At 31.3% G+C, this 20734-nt stretch carries 17 protein-coding genes; 8 read left to right on the top strand and 9 right to left on the bottom strand.

What is annotated here, in order from left to right:
- Positions 1-246 precede the first annotated feature (246 nt).
- The 7 genes from rpsT (at position 247) to EG240_RS14490 (ending at position 10435) form a co-directional block, all read left to right on the top strand.
- A complete protein-coding gene (gene rpsT / locus EG240_RS14520) occupies positions 247-498 on the top strand; it encodes a 30S ribosomal protein S20 (protein WP_125020079.1) in 252 nt (83 codons plus the stop codon).
- A 98-nt stretch (positions 499-596) separates the two neighbouring features.
- Positions 597-2396 (top strand): translational GTPase TypA, encoded by a 1800-nt coding sequence (typA, locus tag EG240_RS14515; protein WP_125020078.1) that lies wholly within the window; start codon positions 597-599, stop codon positions 2394-2396.
- An 86-nt stretch (positions 2397-2482) separates the two neighbouring features.
- Positions 2483-3631: a glycosyltransferase family 2 protein gene (locus tag EG240_RS14510; protein WP_125020077.1), complete on the top strand. Its 1149-nt coding sequence runs from the start codon at positions 2483-2485 to the stop codon at positions 3629-3631.
- An 87-nt stretch (positions 3632-3718) separates the two neighbouring features.
- Positions 3719-5023 carry a dihydrolipoamide acetyltransferase family protein gene (locus tag EG240_RS14505; RefSeq protein WP_125020076.1) on the top strand — a complete coding sequence of 435 codons (1305 nt, stop codon included), beginning with the start codon at positions 3719-3721 and terminating at the stop codon, positions 5021-5023.
- A 98-nt stretch (positions 5024-5121) separates the two neighbouring features.
- On the top strand, positions 5122-5841 hold the full coding sequence (locus EG240_RS14500; protein WP_125020075.1) for a hypothetical protein: 720 nt from the start codon (positions 5122-5124) through the stop codon (positions 5839-5841).
- Positions 5842-6018: 177 nt separating this feature from the next.
- Positions 6019-8523 carry a cation-translocating P-type ATPase gene (locus EG240_RS14495; RefSeq protein WP_125020074.1) on the top strand — a complete coding sequence of 835 codons (2505 nt, stop codon included), beginning with the start codon at positions 6019-6021 and terminating at the stop codon, positions 8521-8523.
- Positions 8524-8800: 277 nt separating this feature from the next.
- Positions 8801-10435: an ABC-F family ATP-binding cassette domain-containing protein gene (locus tag EG240_RS14490; RefSeq protein ID WP_125020073.1), complete on the top strand. Its 1635-nt coding sequence runs from the start codon at positions 8801-8803 to the stop codon at positions 10433-10435.
- A gap of 92 nt (positions 10436-10527) precedes the next feature.
- On the opposite strand, the gene EG240_RS14485 is transcribed toward EG240_RS14490, so the two are convergent.
- The 3 genes from EG240_RS14485 to EG240_RS14475 all read right to left on the bottom strand — a co-directional run bounded on the left by EG240_RS14485 (position 10528) and on the right by EG240_RS14475 (position 13411).
- Positions 10528-12033, bottom strand: a complete 1506-nt coding sequence (locus tag EG240_RS14485; protein WP_125020072.1) for a succinate CoA transferase — start codon at positions 12031-12033, stop codon at positions 10528-10530.
- Between the two features lie 152 nt (positions 12034-12185).
- Complete coding sequence (locus EG240_RS14480; protein WP_125020071.1) at positions 12186-13058, bottom strand: nucleoside phosphorylase; 873 nt, start codon at positions 13056-13058, stop codon at positions 12186-12188.
- Between the two features lie 2 nt (positions 13059-13060).
- Positions 13061-13411: a translation initiation factor gene (locus EG240_RS14475; RefSeq protein WP_125020070.1), complete on the bottom strand. Its 351-nt coding sequence runs from the start codon at positions 13409-13411 to the stop codon at positions 13061-13063.
- Positions 13412-13487: 76 nt separating this feature from the next.
- Here EG240_RS14475 and EG240_RS14470 point away from each other — a divergent pair, with 76 nt between their 5' ends.
- Positions 13488-13697 (top strand): hypothetical protein, encoded by a 210-nt coding sequence (locus tag EG240_RS14470; protein WP_125020069.1) that lies wholly within the window; start codon positions 13488-13490, stop codon positions 13695-13697.
- 57 nt (positions 13698-13754) lie between these two features.
- On the opposite strand, the gene EG240_RS14465 is transcribed toward EG240_RS14470, so the two are convergent.
- The 6 genes from EG240_RS14465 to EG240_RS14440 form a co-directional block, all read right to left on the bottom strand.
- Positions 13755-14705, bottom strand: a complete 951-nt coding sequence (locus EG240_RS14465) for an isopenicillin N synthase family dioxygenase (protein WP_125020068.1) — start codon at positions 14703-14705, stop codon at positions 13755-13757.
- Between the two features lie 557 nt (positions 14706-15262).
- Positions 15263-15808 carry a hypothetical protein gene (locus EG240_RS14460; protein WP_125020067.1) on the bottom strand — a complete coding sequence of 182 codons (546 nt, stop codon included), beginning with the start codon at positions 15806-15808 and terminating at the stop codon, positions 15263-15265.
- A gap of 248 nt (positions 15809-16056) precedes the next feature.
- Complete coding sequence (locus EG240_RS14455; RefSeq protein WP_125020066.1) at positions 16057-16710, bottom strand: hypothetical protein; 654 nt, start codon at positions 16708-16710, stop codon at positions 16057-16059.
- Positions 16711-16728: 18 nt separating this feature from the next.
- Positions 16729-17700, bottom strand: a complete 972-nt coding sequence (locus tag EG240_RS14450) for an ankyrin repeat domain-containing protein (protein WP_125020065.1) — start codon at positions 17698-17700, stop codon at positions 16729-16731.
- A gap of 24 nt (positions 17701-17724) precedes the next feature.
- Entirely contained in the window at positions 17725-19314 is a 1590-nt protein-coding gene (locus tag EG240_RS14445; RefSeq protein ID WP_125020064.1) for an ankyrin repeat domain-containing protein, read from the bottom strand.
- 1 nt (position 19315) lies between these two features.
- Complete coding sequence (locus EG240_RS14440) at positions 19316-19843, bottom strand: hypothetical protein (RefSeq protein WP_125020063.1); 528 nt, start codon at positions 19841-19843, stop codon at positions 19316-19318.
- Between the last annotated feature and the right edge of the window lie 891 nt (positions 19844-20734).

Genomic DNA, 20734 nt, shown 5'->3' with positions numbered 1-20734 from the left:
TCTAGGGGTTAGGACGCCAGGTTTTCATCCTGGTAACAGGGGTTCGATTCCCCTACGGACTACTAAAATTAGTTGTAAATAAGTTTTATAAAACAAGTCTTTGTGTCTCGAAAATTTGTTTTATTAGTTAAAACCAAAGTGATTTTACTTTTACTGTATCTAAGTTTGTAATAGTGATTTTATGGGAGGTTTTTATTTTTTACCTAATAGTTTATATTATAACTTTACAATTAAAATTAAGAAAAAATGGCAAATCACAAGTCAGCTTTAAAAAGAATTAGAAGCAACGAGAAAAAAAGAGTGTTAAATAAATATCAACACAAAACAACTCGTAATGCAATCAAAGCTTTACGTTTAATCGAAGATAAAACAGAAGCTACAGCAAAATTAGTAGTTGTTACTTCAATGATTGATAAATTAGCTAAGAAAAATATCATTCATGATAACAAAGCTTCTAACTTAAAATCTAAGTTAACTAAACATGTTTCTGCACTTTAATCAGCAGAAAGTTTTTAAAATACAATAATTTTAAGCTCTCAATTTAACGAGAGCTTTTCTTGTTACTCACAAAGAGTGATACAATATTTGATTTTTTTATGACCCAAATTAGAAACATTGCAATTATTGCACACGTTGACCACGGTAAAACTACCATCGTTGACAAAATTATGTATTATTGCCAATTATTTCGTGAAAACGAAAATACTGGTGATTTAATTCTTGATAATAACGATATTGAAAGAGAACGTGGGATTACAATTGTATCTAAGAACGTTTCTGTACAATACAAAGGAACAAAAATTAACATTATTGATACTCCTGGTCACGCCGATTTTGGTGGTGAAGTTGAACGAGTTTTAAATATGGCTGATGGTGTACTTTTGATAGTTGATGCTTTTGAAGGACCAATGCCACAGACACGTTTCGTGTTACAAAAAGCAATTGAGTTAGGTTTAAAACCTTGCGTAGTTGTTAATAAAGTTGATAAAGAAAACTGTACTCCTGAAGAAGTTCATGAAAAAGTTTTCGATTTAATGTTTGAATTAGGTGCTGAAGAATGGCAATTAGATTTCCCTGCGGTTTACGGTTCAGCTAAAAACAACTGGATGTCTAATGATTGGAAAGTTCCAACAGATACGATGGAACCATTATTAGAAATGGTTATTAATCATATTCCTGAATCTGTAGAATTAGAAGGAACACCTCAAATGTTAATTACTTCATTAGATTTCTCTTCATTTACAGGTCGTATTGCAATTGGTCGTTTACACCGTGGTACTTTAAAAGAAGGAATGCAAGTTTCTTTAGTTAAGCGTGATGGGACAATCGTTAAATCTAAAATCAAAGAACTTTATACGTTCGAAGGTCTTGGTAGAATGAAAGTTGAAACAGTACGTGCTGGTGATATTTGTGCAGTTGTTGGAATTGAAGGATTCGAAATTGGTGATACTATCGCTGATATTGAAAATCCAGAAGGTTTAGCTTCAATTGCAATTGATGAGCCAACAATGAGTATGTTGTTTACAATCAATGATTCTCCTTTCTTTGGTAAAGAAGGAAAATTCGTAACTTCTCGTCACATCCGTGAACGTTTAACAAAAGAATTAGAGAAAAACTTAGCGATGCGATTAGGTGAAACTGATTCTGCTGATAAATTTATGGTTTTTGGTCGTGGTGTATTGCATTTATCAGTTTTAATTGAAACAATGCGTCGTGAAGGTTATGAATTACAAATTGGACAACCACAAGTTATCATCAAAGAAATTGATGGTAAAAAATGTGAGCCAGTCGAAGAGTTAACTATTGATATTCCTGAAAATTTATCTGGACGTGCTGTAGAATTTGTAACTTTACGTAAAGGTGAAATGTTATCTATGGAACCAAAAGGTGAACGTATGATTATTAAATTCAATATTCCTTCTCGTGGAATTATTGGTTTACGTAATCAGTTGTTAACTGCAACGGCTGGAGAAGCTATTATGGCACACCGTTTCATTGGATATGAGCCTTTCAAAGGTGAGATTTCTGGACGTAACAAAGGTTCTTTAATTTCTATGGAAAAAGGAAAAGCAATTCCTTATTCTCTAGATAAATTACAAGATCGTGGTAAATTCTTCATTGAGCCAAACTCTGAAATTTATGAAGGTCAGGTAATTGGTGAAAACTCTCGTGCTGATGATATGTCTGTGAACGTAACAAAAGAGAAAAAACAATCTAACGTTCGTTCTTCTGGAAATGATGAGAAAGCAAGAATTATTCCTCCAATTATTTTCTCTTTAGAAGAAGCTTTAGAGTATATTCAAAAAGATGAGTATGTTGAGGTTACTCCGAAATCAATCCGTATTCGTAAAATCCACTTAACGGAAACAGATAGAAAACGTTTTAAAAACGACTAATTCTATTTCAATATAAAATCAAAGTCCGAAGCGAAAGTTTCGGACTTTTTTTATGCTTTCTACTTTTTTAAAATTATATTTGTTTTATGCAATTATCAGTCATAATATTAAATTATAACGTCAAGTATTTTTTGGAAGCTTGTATCAAAAGCGTTCAAAAAGCTATTGAATCTTTAGATGCCGAAATTATTGTTGTCGATAATAATTCTACAGATGGTTCTAAGGAAATGATGGAAAATATGTTTCCTGAAATCACCTATATTTTTAATAATTATAATGCTGGTTTTCCAAAGGGAAATAACCAAGGTGTTGACATTGCAAAAGGAAAATATATTTGTATTTTAAATCCGGATACGATAGTAGCAGAAAATACATTTACTTCAATTTTAAATCACGTTAAAAATTTGTCAGATTTCGGAATTATCGGTTGTAAGTTAATTGACGGATCAGGTAATTTTCTTCCAGAAAGTAAACGTGGAATTCCAACGCCTTGGGTTGCTTTTACCAAAGTTATGGGGTTGTATAAATTTTTTCCAAAATCAAAATTATTCAATCAATATTATGCACAACATCTTTCTGAGAATGAAAATGGGAAAGTTGCTATTTTAGTTGGTGCTTTTATGTTTTTAGAGCGCGAATTGTATTTAAAAGTAGGAGGTTTTGATGAAGGTTGTTTTATGTATTCGGATGATATTGATTTGTCTTATTTGAGTTTAAAAGAAGGGAAGCAAAATTATTATTATTCTGAAGTTTCTTGTATTCATTTCAAAGGAGAAAGTACTTTAAAGGATGGAACGTATATGAATCGTTTTAAAGAAGCAATGCAATTTTTTTATCGCAAACATTTCTCTTCTTCTTTTCTTTTTGATATAATGATGAATGTTGGAATTTCCATTTTTGCATTTAAAAAGAAAACTGAAGTAGTTAAAGAAAAATATATTCCAAATGAATACGTTTTATTATCAGATAAAAGTTATGATACTAAAGAAATAAACGGTATTTCAATTATTGAATTGTCTAAATATGAAGAATTAAATTCATATTTAGAAAAAAATAAAGGTAATAAAATAGAAATATTGTATGATTCGGTAACTTTTCAGTATTCAGACTATATAAAATTATTAGAAAGATTCAAAAATTATGGCTTTACATTCAAGTTAAAACCTATAAATTCTGAATTTTTTTTAGGAAGTAATGATAAAAATGATAGAGGAGAAGTTTTATCATTGAAATAATGTGAAAATTTCAATTTTGTTAGAAAAAACCGAAAATAATATTAAATTTGTAAAACTATTCATTAAACACAACTTTTGATTATATATATGGCAAGGTTTGAATTGAAATTACCTAAAATGGGTGAAAGTGTTGCAGAAGCAACGATTACAAATTGGGTTAAAAACGTTGGAGATACTGTTGAGCAAGACGAAACAGTTGTTGAAATCGCTACCGATAAGGTAGATAGCGAAGTTCCTTCTGAAGTTTCAGGAACAATCGTTGAAGTACTTTTTAGTGTTGACGATGTAGTTCAAGTAGGTCAAACTATTGCGATTATTGAAACAGAAGGTGGTGATGTTGCTGCTTCGGCTCCAGTTGCAAATGTTGAAGTTGCTGCTGTTGCTCAGGTTGAAAAAACAGTTGAAGCTGCTAAAGAAATTTCAGCTCAAGATTTTTCTTCATCTGATAAATTCTTTTCTCCATTAGTGAAAAATATCGCTAAAGAAGAAGGTGTTTCTATGGCTGAATTAGAAGCTATGAACGGAACAGGAAAAGACGGAAGAATTACAAAAACAGATATTTTAGATTACGTTAAGAATAGAGGATCTCAGCCAGCTGTTGCTGCTCCAGCTAAACAAGTTGCTGCGCCAGTTCCAGTTGCTACTCAATCTGCTACAAAAGCGGCTCCAGTTTCAGTTAACGGACAAGATGAAATCGTTGAGATGGATCGTATGCGTAAATTGATTTCGCATCATATGGTTCAGTCAGTTCAAACGGCTGCTCACGTACAATCGTTCATTGAAGTTGATGTAACAAACATCGTGAAATGGAGAACAAAGATGAAAGGTATCTATGAAAAACGCGATGGTGAGAAATTGACGTTCACTCCAATTTTTATGGAAGCGGTTGCAAAAGCATTAAAAGATTTCCCAATGATGAATATTTCTGTTGATGGTGATTATATCATTAAACGTAAAAACATCAATTTAGGAATGGCTGCTGCTTTACCAAACGGAAACTTAATTGTACCTGTAATCAAAAATGCAGATCAGTTAAACTTAGTTGGAATGGCAAAAGCGGTTAACGATTTAGCAAACCGTGCAAGAATGGGTAAATTAAAACCAGACGATACGCAAGGTGGAACTTATACAGTAACAAACGTTGGTACATTTGGTTCTGTTTTTGGAACTCCAATTATCAACCAACCGCAAGTAGGAATTTTGGCTTTAGGTGCGATTCGTAAAGTACCTGCAGTTATCGAAACTCCAGAAGGAGATTTTATCGGAATCCGTCAAAAAATGTTCTTATCACATTCATACGATCACCGTGTAGTTGATGGTTCATTAGGAGGTCAATTTGTGCAAAGAGTTGCGCATTACTTAGAAACATTCGACGTAAACAGAGATGCATAATATATCAAATCCCGAAGTGAAAGCTTTGGGATTTTTTTTAAGTATTTTTTGATTAACTTTATTATCAAATTGTTTAATATTAAAAAATAACTCTACTTATGAAGAAAATTATTTTAGGGCTATTGACTTCAACTATATTGTTTTCGTGTTCGTCTAGCGATGATGAAACAAGTTTAAATGAACAACCAAATCCAAATATGCTCAAATTAAAAACTGTTCAAGAAAAAAACTCAAACTATGAGGAAACTTATTATTATGGAAATAATGATTATGTTTCTAAAATGGAAAATACACATTCAGTTTATGATTTTATCTATGAGGGTAATAAAATTGTAAGTAGAACTGAATCATATGACGGTGAAGTAGTATTTAGATTAGATTATTATTATTCAGGAGATTTGATTATTGAATCTTTTGGGAATATTTATGATGGACGAACTCAAAGAATTGAATATACTTATGATAATGCAGGAAGATTAGTTTTAGAGGAAATTTATGAAAAAGATCCAATTGCATCTAATTTTGTTTTAATGAGAACTTATGAATATAAGTACGATAATAATTTTATAGTAAAAACTATTTTCAATTATGTTGTAATGAATTCTGTTTATGAATATAATTATAAATATGATGATAAGCACAACCCATATTATGGTATTTATCCAGATTCATATTCTAAAATCCATAAACATTTCAGAAATAATATTATAACAAGCAATGACGGCCAATATGATACCCAATATGAATTCGAGTATGACCTAGATGGTTATCCTACAGAGAATCGTTATAAAGTATTTACTTACTATCCAAAAAAATAATAAAAAAGCAATCTATAAGGGTTGCTTTTTTAGTACCTATATTTAAATCTTACTCCTATGATCTAGTAATTTAAACTAGATATAAATTCCGTAAAAATTTTTAATTACAAACAGAAAGATAATTAAAATTCTATAAATTAGAATAATTATCTATTTTTTTATTATAAGCCAAAACAAATGAATTTTAACTTACCAAAAAATTTAAACGGATTAACAACAAAGCAATTACTAGAATCTCGAAAAAAATACGGACTTAATCAAGTAAAACATGATAACAAAAACAATTGGTATCAAATGCTTTTTGAGATTTTAAAAGAGCCGATGTTACTATTGCTTATTGCTGTTGCAATTATATATTTTATTGTTGGGGATTATTCTGAAGCTTTTTTTATGCTGGGTGCAATTATAGCTGTTTCTGGAATTTCATTTTATCAGGATAATAGAAGTAAAAAAGCCCTTGAAGCTTTAGTTAAGTTAAACGAACCTCTTAGTACAGTGATTCGTGATAGTCAAATTATTGAAATTCCAACTAATGAAATTGCAGTTGGCGATTTGTATTTGACAGAAGAAGGTCGAATGATAAATGCCGATGGTGAAATTGTTTATAGTAGTGATTTATCTGTAAACGAAGCATCATTAACAGGAGAGAGTTTTTCTGTTTTTAAAAGTAGTGAATCCGAGGATAATCATATTTATAGTGGAACTATTGTCGTTTCTGGTTTAGCTGTTATTCGAGTTAATCATATCGGAAACGAAACTAAATTAGGAAAAATAGGTCAATCCATATCGGAAATAGAAGAAGTTCCTTCGCCTTTGCAAATTCAGATAACCAAATTTGTCAAAGGAATGGCATACATTGGAATCGCGGTATTCTTACTAATTTTTGCTTTTAGTTTTTATAAGTCAGGTAGTTTTATTTCAAGCTTATTATCTGGTTTAACTTTAGCTATGTCAATTTTACCGGAAGAAATACCTGTTGCATTTACCACATTTATGGCTTTAGGAGCATGGAAGCTAAGGCAACAAGGCGTTATCATTAAAAAAAGTAGTGTAGTTGAAACTTTAGGAAGCACAACCGTAATCTGCACAGATAAAACTGGAACGATTACCGAAAATACGATGCAGCTAAAATCGTTATATGATTTTAAATCGAATCAAACATTTGATGAACAACAGTTTCATTCTCCTGAACTTTCTGACTTAATTCATTTTGCGATGTGGAGTAGTGAACCTGTTCCTTTTGATCCAATGGAGAAAACGATTCATAAAGTATTTGAACAAACGCAGTCAAATGATCTTCGAAATACATTTAAAATGATTCATGAATATCCGTTAGAAGGAAAACCTCCAATGATGACGCATATTTTCGAAAATGAAGCTGAAGAACGAATCATTGCTGCCAAAGGTGCTCCCGAAGCTATTTTAGCTGTTTGTCATCATTCTGTAGAGCAAACAAAACTTTTAAGAGAGCTGATAAATTCTTTCGGAAGTCAAGGATATCGTGTGCTTGGCGTTGCTAAATCAAATTTTGAAGGAACGCATTTTTTTGATAAACAACAAGATTTTCCATTTGAGTTCTTAGGATTTACTGTTTTTTATGACCCACCTAAAAGAGATATTCAAGCTGTTTTTGATAAAATTTATAAAGCAGGAATTAAAGTTAAAGTCATTACTGGAGATAATGCCGAAACTACTGCTGCAATTGCTAATCAAGCAGGTATTGTTAATATAACTCCTGCGATTAATGGTGCTGATATTGTTCATCATAATCAAGATGAACTGATTGCACTTTCTCGAAAAACCACTTTATTTACACGTATGTTTCCCGAAGCTAAACTGGCTATGGTAAATGCTTTAAAGAAAGATGGGGAAGTTGTTGCAATGTTGGGCGACGGTGTAAATGATGCACCTGCATTAAAAGCTGCTCATATTGGTGTAGCCATGGGAAGCAAAGGAACTGAAATCGCTAAAGCTGCCGCTGCCTTAGTGATTACGAATGACGATTTAGATAAGTTGATTGTTGGTATTGCAGCTGGGCGAAGAATTTATGTAAACATCAAGAAGGCGATTCAATATATTATTTCGATTCACATTCCTATTATTTTAACGGTTTCGTTGCCTTTGTTTTTAGGTTGGATTTATCCGAATATTTTTACTCCAATTCATGTGATATTTTTTGAATTGATTATGGGACCTACTTGTTCTATTGTTTATGAAAATGAACCTATGGAAAAAAATACGATGCTCCAAAAACCTAGAAAATTAACTGAAACCTTTTTAAATTGGAAAGAACTGAGTATTAGTATAATTCAAGGATTGGTTATTGCAGCAGGAGTTTTGTTTGCTTATCAGTATTCGTTGCATTTAGGAAATAATGAAAGTTTTACCCGTACGATGGTTTTTACTACTTTAATTTTTGCTAATATATTTCTTAGCTTGGTTAATCGTTCGTTTGTGTATAGCGTGTTTGATAGTTTAAAAAATAAGAATAAACTTTTCCCTTTAGTTATCGGAATTACGTTGGTATTACTTTTTTCAATCATTTATATTCCAGTTTTTGCTTCGTTCTTTCAAGTAGTACCTATAGGATTTTCTGAGATTGCAATTTCACTTTTCATTGCAGCGGTTTCGGTTTTATGGTTTGAGGTTTACAAATGGATAAAACGTGTGAAATCAAAATAATCACGTTTATGTTTTTTTAGAATGAGAATATTTTTTTATAAAAAAAAATAACTTGGTAGTTAGATTGAGAAATTATTTCATTTCATGAATTTCAGAATCTAAAAACGCAATTTGAAAAGCAATGCTTGTAATCAAATTACTTTATGAATTAAAATAAATTAGTAAGAGCAATCCATTTGGGTTGCTTTTTCATTTCTAAATATTTCCTGAATTAATTTCATCAATCTCGTTCCTTGATATTCAGCGAAAATGTATATTTGCAAAAATATTTTTTTAAATGATAACAGTAAACGATATTTCCGTTCAATTTGGCGGAACAACCTTATTTAGTGGAGTTAACTTTGCTATTAATGAAAATGATAAAATTGCATTAATGGGAAAAAATGGGGCAGGGAAGTCAACCTTGCTAAAAATTGTAGCCGGAGTTAATAAACCTTCTACGGGTTCAATTTCCGCTCCAAAAGATGCTGTTATCGCTTATCTTCCGCAACATTTATTATCTCATGACGATGCTACTGTTCGTGAAGAAGCTTCGAAAGCTTTTGCTGAAATCTTCGAAATGAAAAAAGAAATCGATGATTTAAATGAGCAATTAACTGTTCGTACAGATTACGAGTCGGATGATTATATGAAGTTGATTGAACGTGTTTCTGAAGTAAGTGAAAAATTTTATTCGATCGAAGAAGTAAACTACGAAGCAGAAGTTGAAAAAATATTAAAAGGTTTAGGTTTTCTTCAAGAAGATTTAGATCGTCCAACTTCAGAATTTTCTGGAGGTTGGAGAATGCGTATTGAACTTGCAAAGATTCTTTTGCGTAAACCCGATTTAATTTTATTAGATGAGCCAACAAACCATATGGATATTGAAAGTATTCAATGGTTAGAAGATTTCTTGATTAATTCTGCCAAAGCAGTTATGGTAATTTCTCACGATAGAGCGTTTGTTGACAATATCACAAATCGTACGATTGAAGTTACAATGGGTAAAATTTACGATTATAAAGCCGTGTATTCTGAATATTTAGAATTGCGTAAAGATCGTAGAATTCACCAACAAAAAGCGTATGACGAACAGCAAAAATTTATTGCAGATAATCAAGCTTTTATTGATCGTTTTCGTGGAACTTTCTCAAAAACGGACGCTGTGCAATCTCGTGTTCGAATGCTGGAAAAAATTGTTCCGATTGAGGTTGACGAAGTAGATTCATCTGCATTACGATTAAAATTTCCACCAGCTCCAAGATCAGGACAATATCCAATTGTTGTTGAAGATTTGTCTAAATCTTACGGAGATCACGTGGTGTTTAAAAATGCAAATATGGTTATCGAACGTGGTCAAAAAGTTGCTTTAGTTGGAAGAAATGGTGAAGGTAAATCAACGATGATTAAAGCGATTATGAACGAACTTGAATTTCAAGGTAAATTAGAAATCGGACATAATGCTAAAATCGGTTATTTTGCACAAAATCAAGCTTCGTTATTAGACGAAAATATTACCATTTTTGATACCATTGATCATATTGCTGTTGGAGATATTCGTACACAAATAAAGAACATATTAGGTGCTTTTATGTTTTCCGGCGATGATATTCAAAAGAAAGTTAAGGTGCTTTCTGGTGGAGAAAAAACGCGTTTGGCAATGATTAAATTGTTGTTAGAACCAGTGAATCTTCTTATTCTGGATGAGCCAACAAATCACTTAGATATGAAGACGAAAGATATTATTAAAGAAGCACTTCGCGAATTTGAAGGAACGGTTCTTCTAGTTTCTCACGATCGTGATTTCTTAGACGGTTTAGCTGAAAAAGTTTTTGAATTTTCTAACAAACGTGTTATTGAACATTTCGAAGATATCAAAGGTTTCTTGGCAAGTAAAAAAATGGATTCTTTGAAAGAAATTGAAAAGAAATAAGAATATGAAACTCGGCTTCGGTCGAGTTTTTTTATCGACACAAAAAAGGAGATTCATTATGAATCTCCTTTTTTAATTATATGTTATGAAAACTATTGTTTCATTGAACCTGTTTCTTTTAAACGTGTGTGGAATTTGAAAGCTTCAGATAAAATATGTGGTGTATGACCGCCAACTGTTTCTTTAGCTCTTTCAAAATACTCACGAATTTCTTCACGGTATTCTGGATGTACACAATTTTCAATGATCACTTCTGCACGTTCGCGTGGACATAATCCTCTCAAATCTGCTAAACCTTGATCAGTAACTAAAATATCAACATCGTGTTCTGTGTGATCTACGTGAGAAACCATTGGTAAAACGTGCGAAATTTTATTTTCTTTTGATGCAGCCTGACAAACGAAAATACTTAAATAAGCGTTTCTTGCAAAATCTCCAGAACCACCAATTCCGTTCATCATTTTAGTACCGCTAATGTGAGTAGAGTTTACGTTTCCGTAAATATCAAATTCAATAGCCGTGTTAATTCCGATGATTCCTAATCTTCTCAAAACTTCTGGAGCGTTAGAAATATTTTGTGGACGAAGAATTAATTTGTTTTTATATTTATCAAAGTTTTTTAACACGTTTTCGTAGCAACCTTCAGAAACCGTGATTGAAGAACCTGAAGCGAAATCCATATTTCCTGAATCGAATAATTCAAAAGTAGAATCTTGTAGTACTTCAGAATACATCGTCAAGTTTTTGAATTTAGATCCTACAAATCCAGTTAAAACAGCATTAGCAACTTTTCCAATACCTGCTTGTAATGGTAATAAAGCATAAGTTAATTTTCCTTTTTCAACTTCTTTTTCAAAGAAATTTAATAAGTGTTTAGAAATTGCTGAAGTTTTATCATCTGGTTCGGAAATTATAGCTGGTTGATCTGTAATATCAGTGAATACAATTCCAACTACTTTTGCTGGATCAATAGTAATGAATTCTGTTCCGATACGATCAGAAACAGTTTGAATGTTGATGACGTCTCTATCTGGATAAGATTTAGGTACAATACTATCGTGAATTCCTCTAAAAGTTACAGGAATTTTAGTGTTGATTTCGATAATGATTTTTTTTGCTTGAGATGCAAAGAAAGCCGAATTTCCGATTGAAGTCGTAGGAATGATATTTCCATTTTCATCAATCGATGAAGCTTCGATTATTGCAGTATCAATTGCTGCAATGTGACCGCAAATTAATTGCTCAATAGTTTCACTTAAATGTTGGTCAATGTATTTTACTTTGTATTCATTGATGCTTTTACGTAAAGCTGGGTCAGCCATAAAAGGCATTCTTCTAATTAAAGCATTGTTGTTTGCTAAATCAGAATCAGTAGTATAACCTAAAGATGCTCCTGTGATTAATGTAATGGCAACATCTTCTGTTTCTGCTCTTTTAGCAAATGCAGGTAAAACTGATTTACTATCTCCAGCTTTTGTGAATCCACTAGATCCAACTACGCTATTATTATCAATTAAAAGTGCAGCTTCTGCAGCTGACATAATTTTACTTTCGTAATCTTTAAAAAGAATTCTGTTTAATTCTAATTCGTTCGTCATGGTTATCAATTTTCGAATTGTAAAAATAATAAATATGTAATAAAGCTGTCAGATTTATGTATTCTTTTTTGTAATGTTTAACTATCTTGAAAAATTGTTTAATAATTTAAGATATTATTTTCATAATGAAAATTTTACACTATATAAAAAGACTATTGAGTAATTTTTTCTAAGGTATATTGAATCAATTTTTCAACTGCCGCATATGGATCTTCACTAAAAGTTCCGTTTGCACGGTTTGCGATGATTGCATTAAGTGAAAGTGAGTGATGACTTAATAACTTTGATAAGCCATAAATCGCTGCAGTTTCCATTTCTAAATTCGTAGCTCTTAATGAGTTGAACTTGAACGAATCAATTTTTGAATTCAGTTCAGCATCCTGAATTGGAATACGAATCACGCGACCTTGAGCACCATAAAAACCTCCAGCAGTAACCGTAATTCCTTGATGCATTTCTGACGATGCAAATTTTTCTATCAATTTTGAACTCGCTTCGATGATATATGGACGACCTTTAGTCATATCCCAATTCGTTTGTTCAATAAAAGCATTTTCGATTTCTGTTTCTGTAATTCCATCGATTGCATAACTGCGTAACATGTTGTCAGTTCCGATTCCGTGGGTTGACATCAAAATAGAATCAACAGGAATATCTGCTTGTAACGAACCTGAAGTTCCAACTCGAACAATATTTAAATGTGTAAGTTCAGATTTGATGGTTCTGGTTTCAAAATCAACATTTACTAATGCATCCAATTCGTTCATCACGATATCGATGTTATCTGGACCGATTCCGGTAGAAATAACAGAAATCTTTTTGCCTTTGTAAGTACCAGTTTGAGTTTTAAATTCTCTTTTTTGAGTCGAGAATTCAATAGAGTCAAAATACTTTGTAATTGCTTCAACTCTAAATTGGTCGCCAACAAAAATAATATCGTTAGCAATATCTTGTGGTCTAACGTTTAAGTGATAAACACTTCCGTCTGGATTAATGATTAATTCCGATTCTTTTATCTTTTCCATAATTAACTTCCTACGCGTTTTACTTTATATCCTTTTTTAGTAAGATATTCCATTATCTTATCTCTGAAATTTCCTTGTATAATTATTTCTCCATCTTTCACAGAACCACCAACGCCACAAAGTGTTTTTAGTTCTTTGCCTAAAGCTTTTAAATCTTCGTCTAAACCCGAAAATCCAACAATAACAGTTGCAACTTTCCCAGCTCTATTTTTTTTATCCAAATGAGCTTCTAAATGTTGTTTGTTTGGTGCTAATGTTTCGATGATTTCTTCATTGTTATCAAATTCAAAATCTTTATTTGTAGAAAAAACAAATCCGCCTAAATCTGCCAAGCTGTTTCCTTTTTTTGCCATAACTGAAAAATAAAATTATATATCAAAGATACGTATTCTATTATAAAGTTTAATTTTGTGCTTTTAAATAATGTTTATGGAAGTTCAAAAAATGTTACTTCATCAATTAACTCAAGAAGTGATTGATTGTGTTGGAGAAAAAAAGTTTGAAAACGTTACAAATAAAATATTTGCAGCTCGCGAATTAATCAATGTGATTTTAGATAATTCAGAATCTCAAGAATTGATTATAGAATTAGATAAATATTCGAAGCTTTTGGATATGATGGAATCAAAAGTGAAGTAATATATAAAGGAGTAAAAAGAAAAGACAAGATTTAATAAACCTTGTCTTTTTCTATTGTTATTTTTTAATCAAACCAAGTTCAATCAAACGTTCTGTTAAGAATTCACCAGCTGTGATATCTTCAAATTGTTTTGGATTGTTTTCGTCGATACAATTTTCTAAACAATTCAATGGCATTTCACTTACCGGATGCATAAAGAAAGGAACAGAATATCTAGAAGTTCCCCACAATTCTCTAGGCGGATTAACCACTTGGTGAATCGTAGATTTCAAACGGTTGTTTGTGTGACGAGATAACATATCACCAACATTAATCACCAATTCATCATCATTTGCAATTGCATCAATCCATTCTCCATTGTGATTCTGAACTTGTAATCCTTTTCCTTGAGCTCCCATCAATAAAGTAATTAAATTGATGTCTCCGTGAGCAGCAGCGCGAACTGCGTCTTTTGGTTCATCTAAAATAGGAGGGTAGTGAATAGGTCTTAAAATTGAGTTTCCGTTTTTAACGAATTTGTCAAAATAAAACTCATCTAAACCTAAGAATAAAGCCAAAGCTCTCAATACATAAACTCCAGTTTTTTCTAACATTTGGTACGTTTCTTTACCAGTGCTGTTGAAATTTGGAAGTTCTTCAACTGTAACATTTGCTGGATATTCAGCTTCTAATTTCGGGTCATTTTCAACATATTGTCCAAAATGCCAAAATTCTTTTAAGTCGCCAGTTTTACGACCTTTTGCAGATTCTTTTCCAAAAGAAACATAACCTCTTTGACCTCCAATTCCTGGAACTTCATATTTCGATTTTTTTTCTACTGGTAAGTTGAAAAAATCACGCACTTCTGTGTATAAATTCCCAACCAATTCGTCACTTAAAAAATGACCTTTTAATGCTACGAAACCAATTTCTTCGTAGGCTTTTCCGATTTCATTTACAAATTTTTGTTTACGTACCGGGTCATCCGATAGGAAATCACGCAAGTCAACACTAGGAATGTTTTGCATTTCTTTATTTGTTTAATAAACGTTAAGCAAAGTTAACGATTAATTCCTAAATAAAGTTTTTTACTTTCGTTAATATTTTGAATATATTTTTCTTGGGCGTTCCCTCGCTCATTATATATAAAAGTAAAATTATATGTCCTAGGAACCGCTCAGTCGGGCTTTCCGCTAAATCTTTTTTGTTTCTATCGATTATTCATTTATGTCATTCTGAATCAAGTTCAGAATCTCATTTTTAAATGACATTCCGTTTTTAAACAAAAAAGGATACCGCTTCAATCCCTAACGCAAGATGAATCTTAAAGTTTGAAAGTTATAAAGTTCAAAGTTTAAGGTTGACCTGCGAGGTTTATTTCCAATTGAGCTCATTCAGAAAACGCAGTTTTCCAATCTCCAAATCTTTCCTCTTTCTTCTTTCCTCTTTCCTCTTTCTTCTTTCTTCTTTCCAAATTACAAAAAAAAAACTCCAACAAGATTTAGAACCTTATCGGAGTTTATAGCAATTTTAGATTTTTTCTTTTTCTTTATTTTTGGTATTCTTTTTTGGAATGCATTCCGAATTAATTCATTTCAGCTTCGTAGAATTTATCAAAATCTGCAAAACGGAATATTTTAGTTTTAGTAACTGTTCCTCTAGAAGTTGTTTCAACAACAGATGGATAATCAGTTTCAACATCATAATTTACATCCGTTAAACTAATAACAGGTGCGTTTGAAACAAATTTAATCGGACCAACATATTTTTTGTCACCAATCATTACTGTAGTGTCATTTGCAGAAGACTGAATTCCAACTCCATACTCTTGAATTATTTTTACATAATTAGTAAGAGTAGGATTTAGCAACACACTGTATTCTTCCAAGTTGATTTCAGTTTTTTCACCATTTTCAAGTTGCATGGTGTGTTTTCCTTTTTCCAATTCTTCTTCAAATGATTTAAAAGTGTTTGGTTCAATTGTAACAGCTTCTTTGTCATCAATTATCACTTTAATAGCTTGGTCAGTTGGGTTGTCAATTGAATACTTAACTCCAGAATCACATGATGTAAAAGCAAATGCTATTGATAAACAAATAGCTGGAATAAATTTAATTTTTTTAATTTTCATAAGTGTTTTTTTTTTAAATTAAAACATTGTTTTCTAAGTGTGGGTTGGTTAGGTTTGCTTTTTAATCGAAACGTAAACAATGTTTTAAATGTAATTTTTCTAATTCTATACTGTAAAAGTACTGCATAAAGAAAAACGATTCTTATGAAATGAATATCTGCATGGATTCAATTAATATTTGAGTGCGTTTTATCAATATTTGAATTTTTTTCGATAACTGTATGAAATCGGTTTTTTAAAAATTACTACTAATATTTGTTTTCAATCCCGTTCTCCTTTCTAGCTTTTTTGATTTCCTCTCTATTTTCTTCTATATAAGAAATCATCTCTTTTCTGTCATTAATACTATTTTCAATAGCTTCATTTAATTTTGTATCATCAAATTGATAATTTGGATACAGTTTAGCAAAGGATTTTAAATTTTGACTTTCTTCAATAATCTGATTCGTTATTTTGATTGTTTTATCTAAATCTCCAAATGAATATCCATTGATATATTCACCCAATAATTTATAATAAGCATCCAAAGCCATTTTATATTCTCCAGAAGATGCGTCAGTAATTAAAGTTTCTTTAAAAACATTCCTTCTAAGACCAGCAGTATAATACCAGTAAGAGGCTTCATCCTTTAATCCTAAATCATACAGGCGAGTTGCAAGTACAAACATTGTCATTAATTCAATATTATCTTTATTTGATTTTATTTCGTTAGATAATTTGATAATGGCATCTTTATCCTCGCTTTTCAATTCTTCATTATATTTTTCTACATTTATTTTAAATGGTTGTGAATTGTAAAAAGGTTCAATATATATCGGAATTCTTTTGTTTTCTGATTTTTTATTACATGCAAATAGTATAAACAATGTAATAATTGATAGGTATTTAAATTTAAAACTCATCTTTTTTTGTAATTTGATTTAAGATTCCGCACCAGCCATTAATAATTGTTCTACAATTTCATTAAAACCTCTTTCAGAAGCATAATGCAAAGCAGAATTTTGGTCGTTGTCTTTTTCGTTAACATTGGCTCCATTTTCTATTAGCAATCCAGAAATATCGTTGAATCCACAAATCGCAGCTACTAATAAAGGTGTTTCTCCTTCATTATTTTTACTATTAATGTCCATTCCTTTTTCTATTAAAAGTTTTACAATCTCTTTGTTTCCGCGACCACAACTGTAATGTAGAACAGAATTTCCATCCAATCGTTTTAATTGTAAATCTGCGCTGGCATCTATCAATTGTTGAACAATGCGTAAATTATTTTGCATACAAGCAAGTACTAAAGCGCTATCGCCTTGGTCGTTTAATGTATTTATATTTATACTATTTACTTTTAATAATTCACCTACAACTTCCGCTTCATTGTTCCAAACTGCTTGATGCAGGGGCGTGTTTCCTGTGCTGTTTTTTTCTTCAGATTCGCCAACCAAAAGAGCGATTGTATCTCTCAAGCCACGACTTGTAGCATAATCTAATGCGCTATAACCTTCGTTGTCTTTAATGTTTTTATCAGCACCTTTAGAAAGTAAGAATTTTGTAAATTCAGTTCTGCCTTCAGCTAAAGAATAAATCAAAGCCGTTCTTCCTTCTTTATCAGTTGTATTTATATCTGCTCCATTATCCAATAAAATAGAAACAATTTCCTTGTTACCACTTTGCGAAAGCATATGTAAAGGAGTTGTACTTTGGTTATTGGCTAAATTTACATCGACACCAGCTTCTATCAGAATTTTCACAATATCTCTTGCGCCTTTTTGACAAGAATAAAACAAAGCGGTATTGCCCATTGAATCTCGTTTATCAAGATTTATTCCACCTTTTTTAAGTAAAGTTTGTACTATTGCTTTCTGATTGTTTTTACAAGCATTTAAAAATATATTGTCCATTTGTGGTTTGTTTTAAGTTTGTGATTACATTTTTCCGACTAACCAAGCTACTAAAGCTTCATTATTGTTTTCAGCTGCATAATCCAAAGCTGTTTTCTCTAAATTATCTTTAGCATCGACAAGGATATTTCCAAATTCTGAGATTAATTCGCAATACGTTTTAGCAGTAGAATGATTTGAATTTTGAGCAGCGTACATCAATGCCGTTTTGCCGTTTTTATCTTTAAGTTCTGTAGAAGCACCTTGTTCTAAAATGGTTATAATGTTTTTCTCAGCTCTTTCAGAACCAGCTAAACATAAATACATCAATGCTGAAATACCTTCTTGATTAGTCGAGTTTAAGTCTGCATCCGAATAAATTAATTCTTCTATTAATACTTTAGAAATAGAATCGCTGTTGTAAAGTGTTAATCCATTTGAAAATCTGGAAGCTGTGTTTAATAAAGTATTTCCAGCGTCATCAATATGTGAATTTATGTCAAAACCGGCTGCTATATAAGCTTTTAAAGTTTTAACAAACACATTGTTTTTGAACTGTTCTGAATTGGTGTTTCCATTGGATTCGGGAGTAAATAGATACCTAAACGGATGCCATGATTTACTATCTAAAAGCGTAGCGTCAGCACCATTTTTAAGTAAAAAATCAGATGTTTCAAAGTCGTGATTAATAATAGCAATAGCTAAAGGTGTTAAACCATTTAACTTAGAATCTTCTCTATCGCACGTTTCATTGAATGACGAACCTAATTTTGCCAAGGCATTCAAAGCTTCTAAATCACCTTTTTCACTCGCCTGAAAAACATCCATTCCGCCAGCTTGCATATAAAATGGAACCATTTCTGAATTTGAAAAATCTGCGCCAGACAAAATTGCACCAATGGCTTTAGAGCCATATCTTACAGCAACATCGATAGCTGTTTCTCTTTCTGTATTTTTTTGATAGGGGTCAATCCCAAACTCCATTGCCATTGCTGCATACGTAATAAAACGCTCAACTTTTTCTTTATAAACATATTGATTCCATTCCAATACTTTTTTTTTGTGTTCAAATTTCTCTTCACTCATTGGAAAATCTGATTTTACATTCAAATGTCTATCTAAATCTTCGGTTGCTTTTTCATACTGTTGATATGCAGTTCTGAAATTTAGTGCAACCAAATGAAGAACTGTGTTTCCATTTCTATCCGTAAAGTCAATCTTTGCATTTCTTTCATAATAAGCTTTAAGCATTTCGTTGTAACCAAATTGCGCGCTTACAATCAAAGCTGTTTTCTCTTCGTCATTTTTACGTAAAGGACTTACTTTAGCATCTAGTAAAAGTTGCGTACAAGTATAAACTTTATCATTCTTTATAAAATAACTAGTTGGAGAAGGAATTGGTGTAGCAAGTAAATGTAAAAGTGTATTATCGTAGCTATCTGCCACGCCTGCAGCTCGCCATCCAATTGATAAAAGATAAGCAATCATATCTTCATTTGCATAACCACAAACCTGCTTCCAAACTTCTATTTGTTGGCTTTCATCAATGTTTTCAATCTGAGAAATGTAGAGATTTCTAATTTCTTCAAAAGATTCGCCTTTTAGATAGGCTTCTTCAATGTTTCTTAAATTCATTTTATATAATGTTGGTTTTAGATTTTGAAATTTCTACAGCAGATTGTACATTCTTGCATTTCATCATATCTGGTAACTCCGACAATTTGATAACTTCCTGCCAATTTTCTAATTGCAGATGCACATCTACCAATAGTCTTCTAATTCTCAGTTTAATAATATGAGTGTTTTTCAATGCTGTATTTTCTTGTAATCCCAATTGATAATTCAAACTTTCAAATTCTAAGTTTAATAATGCAATAGGAATTTCAACTACCTGTTGATATGCTGGTTTTGGTGTAGTTTGTTGCATTAAACTTTCGGTTAATAAAGTAAATGCTCTTGCAAATTCATTGGCATAAAAATGACACAAAGCCATATTGTACAACAATGCTACAGATTTGTGTTTTCTTGATTGAAAAATTTGTGTAAAACTCTCGTACGCAAAAGCCCATTGTTGCGAATTGATGTATTCGACTCCATCAATAAATAAAGTATTAGGTTCAATTACATCATTAATTAAACTCTGTTTTTTAAAGTTATTAATCATTTTCTTTTCTTTAGCAGTATAAATATAAATAAAAAAAATGACGTAAAATCTTAGATTGTTAAATAATGCATTGAAATATAATTGATTATCTATTTTTTCTGGGCGTTCCCTTTCTCATTATATATATGAGTTAAATGACATTTAGTATAAATCGCTCGGTCGGGCTTTCCGCTAAATCTTTTTTGTTTCTAACGGTTATTTAATTTATATCATTCTGAACTCGATTCACAATCTCATTTTTAAATGACATTCTGTTTTTAAACAAAAAAGGATACCGCTCCAATCCCTAACGCAACATGAGTATTAAAGTCAGAAAGTCATAAAGTGAGAAAGTCTAAAGTCGTAAAGTTATAAAGTGAGATAGTTTTATGTTTAAAGTTCAAGGTTTAAAGTTAACCTGCGAGGTTTATAAAACCTTGTAGGTTTATAAAACCTTGTAGGTTTATATCCAGCTAAGATTATTCAGAAAACGCAGTTTTCAGCATCTGTGTCATTTCATTTTAAATCATTAAATTTTTCAATTAAAAAATTCATCTGCGCATCTGTGTCAAAAAAATAATTAATTGAATAACAAGTTTTTAATAATTATTAGATAATGCACTAGGGGTTAAATAAGTATTTTTCTACTTAATATGATTCATCAATTTTTATTTTCAAATCCTCGAATCTGCAAATCTCCAAATTTTCCAATTCCCAATTCCTAATCCCCAATCTCCAAATTATTAAATATCAGTAAACTAAAAAATAATCAAAAATTAACTTCAAAAAAGCTTGTTTGGCATGGAAAAAGGGCGGTATATTTGCACCGTTGAAAAACAGAAGTTCATGCAAATCACGAAAAACAAATTTAAATTTTAACAAAAATAAATTTGGAAGATAAACTAAAAGAGT

The organism is Paenimyroides tangerinum, from assembly GCF_003865405.1.
GTDB classification, from domain to species: Bacteria; Bacteroidota; Bacteroidia; order Flavobacteriales; family Flavobacteriaceae; genus Flavobacterium; species Flavobacterium tangerinum.
This window is presented reverse-complemented; position numbering and strand designations above follow the sequence as displayed.

Coding starts and splice junctions, on each gene's coding strand:
- rpsT (WP_125020079.1), top strand. CDS start 247: ATGGCAAATCACAAGTCAGCTTTAAAAAGAATTAGAAGCAACGAGAAA.
- typA (WP_125020078.1), top strand. CDS start 597: ATGACCCAAATTAGAAACATTGCAATTATTGCACACGTTGACCACGGT.
- EG240_RS14510 (WP_125020077.1), top strand. CDS start 2,483: ATGCAATTATCAGTCATAATATTAAATTATAACGTCAAGTATTTTTTG.
- EG240_RS14505 (WP_125020076.1), top strand. CDS start 3,719: ATGGCAAGGTTTGAATTGAAATTACCTAAAATGGGTGAAAGTGTTGCA.
- EG240_RS14500 (WP_125020075.1), top strand. CDS start 5,122: ATGAAGAAAATTATTTTAGGGCTATTGACTTCAACTATATTGTTTTCG.
- EG240_RS14495 (WP_125020074.1), top strand. CDS start 6,019: ATGAATTTTAACTTACCAAAAAATTTAAACGGATTAACAACAAAGCAA.
- EG240_RS14490 (WP_125020073.1), top strand. CDS start 8,801: ATGATAACAGTAAACGATATTTCCGTTCAATTTGGCGGAACAACCTTA.
- EG240_RS14485 (WP_125020072.1), bottom strand. CDS start 12,033: ATGACGAACGAATTAGAATTAAACAGAATTCTTTTTAAAGATTACGAA.
- EG240_RS14480 (WP_125020071.1), bottom strand. CDS start 13,058: ATGGAAAAGATAAAAGAATCGGAATTAATCATTAATCCAGACGGAAGT.
- EG240_RS14475 (WP_125020070.1), bottom strand. CDS start 13,411: ATGGCAAAAAAAGGAAACAGCTTGGCAGATTTAGGCGGATTTGTTTTT.
- EG240_RS14470 (WP_125020069.1), top strand. CDS start 13,488: ATGGAAGTTCAAAAAATGTTACTTCATCAATTAACTCAAGAAGTGATT.
- EG240_RS14465 (WP_125020068.1), bottom strand. CDS start 14,705: ATGCAAAACATTCCTAGTGTTGACTTGCGTGATTTCCTATCGGATGAC.
- EG240_RS14460 (WP_125020067.1), bottom strand. CDS start 15,808: ATGAAAATTAAAAAAATTAAATTTATTCCAGCTATTTGTTTATCAATA.
- EG240_RS14455 (WP_125020066.1), bottom strand. CDS start 16,710: ATGAGTTTTAAATTTAAATACCTATCAATTATTACATTGTTTATACTA.
- EG240_RS14450 (WP_125020065.1), bottom strand. CDS start 17,700: ATGGACAATATATTTTTAAATGCTTGTAAAAACAATCAGAAAGCAATA.
- EG240_RS14445 (WP_125020064.1), bottom strand. CDS start 19,314: ATGAATTTAAGAAACATTGAAGAAGCCTATCTAAAAGGCGAATCTTTT.
- EG240_RS14440 (WP_125020063.1), bottom strand. CDS start 19,843: ATGATTAATAACTTTAAAAAACAGAGTTTAATTAATGATGTAATTGAA.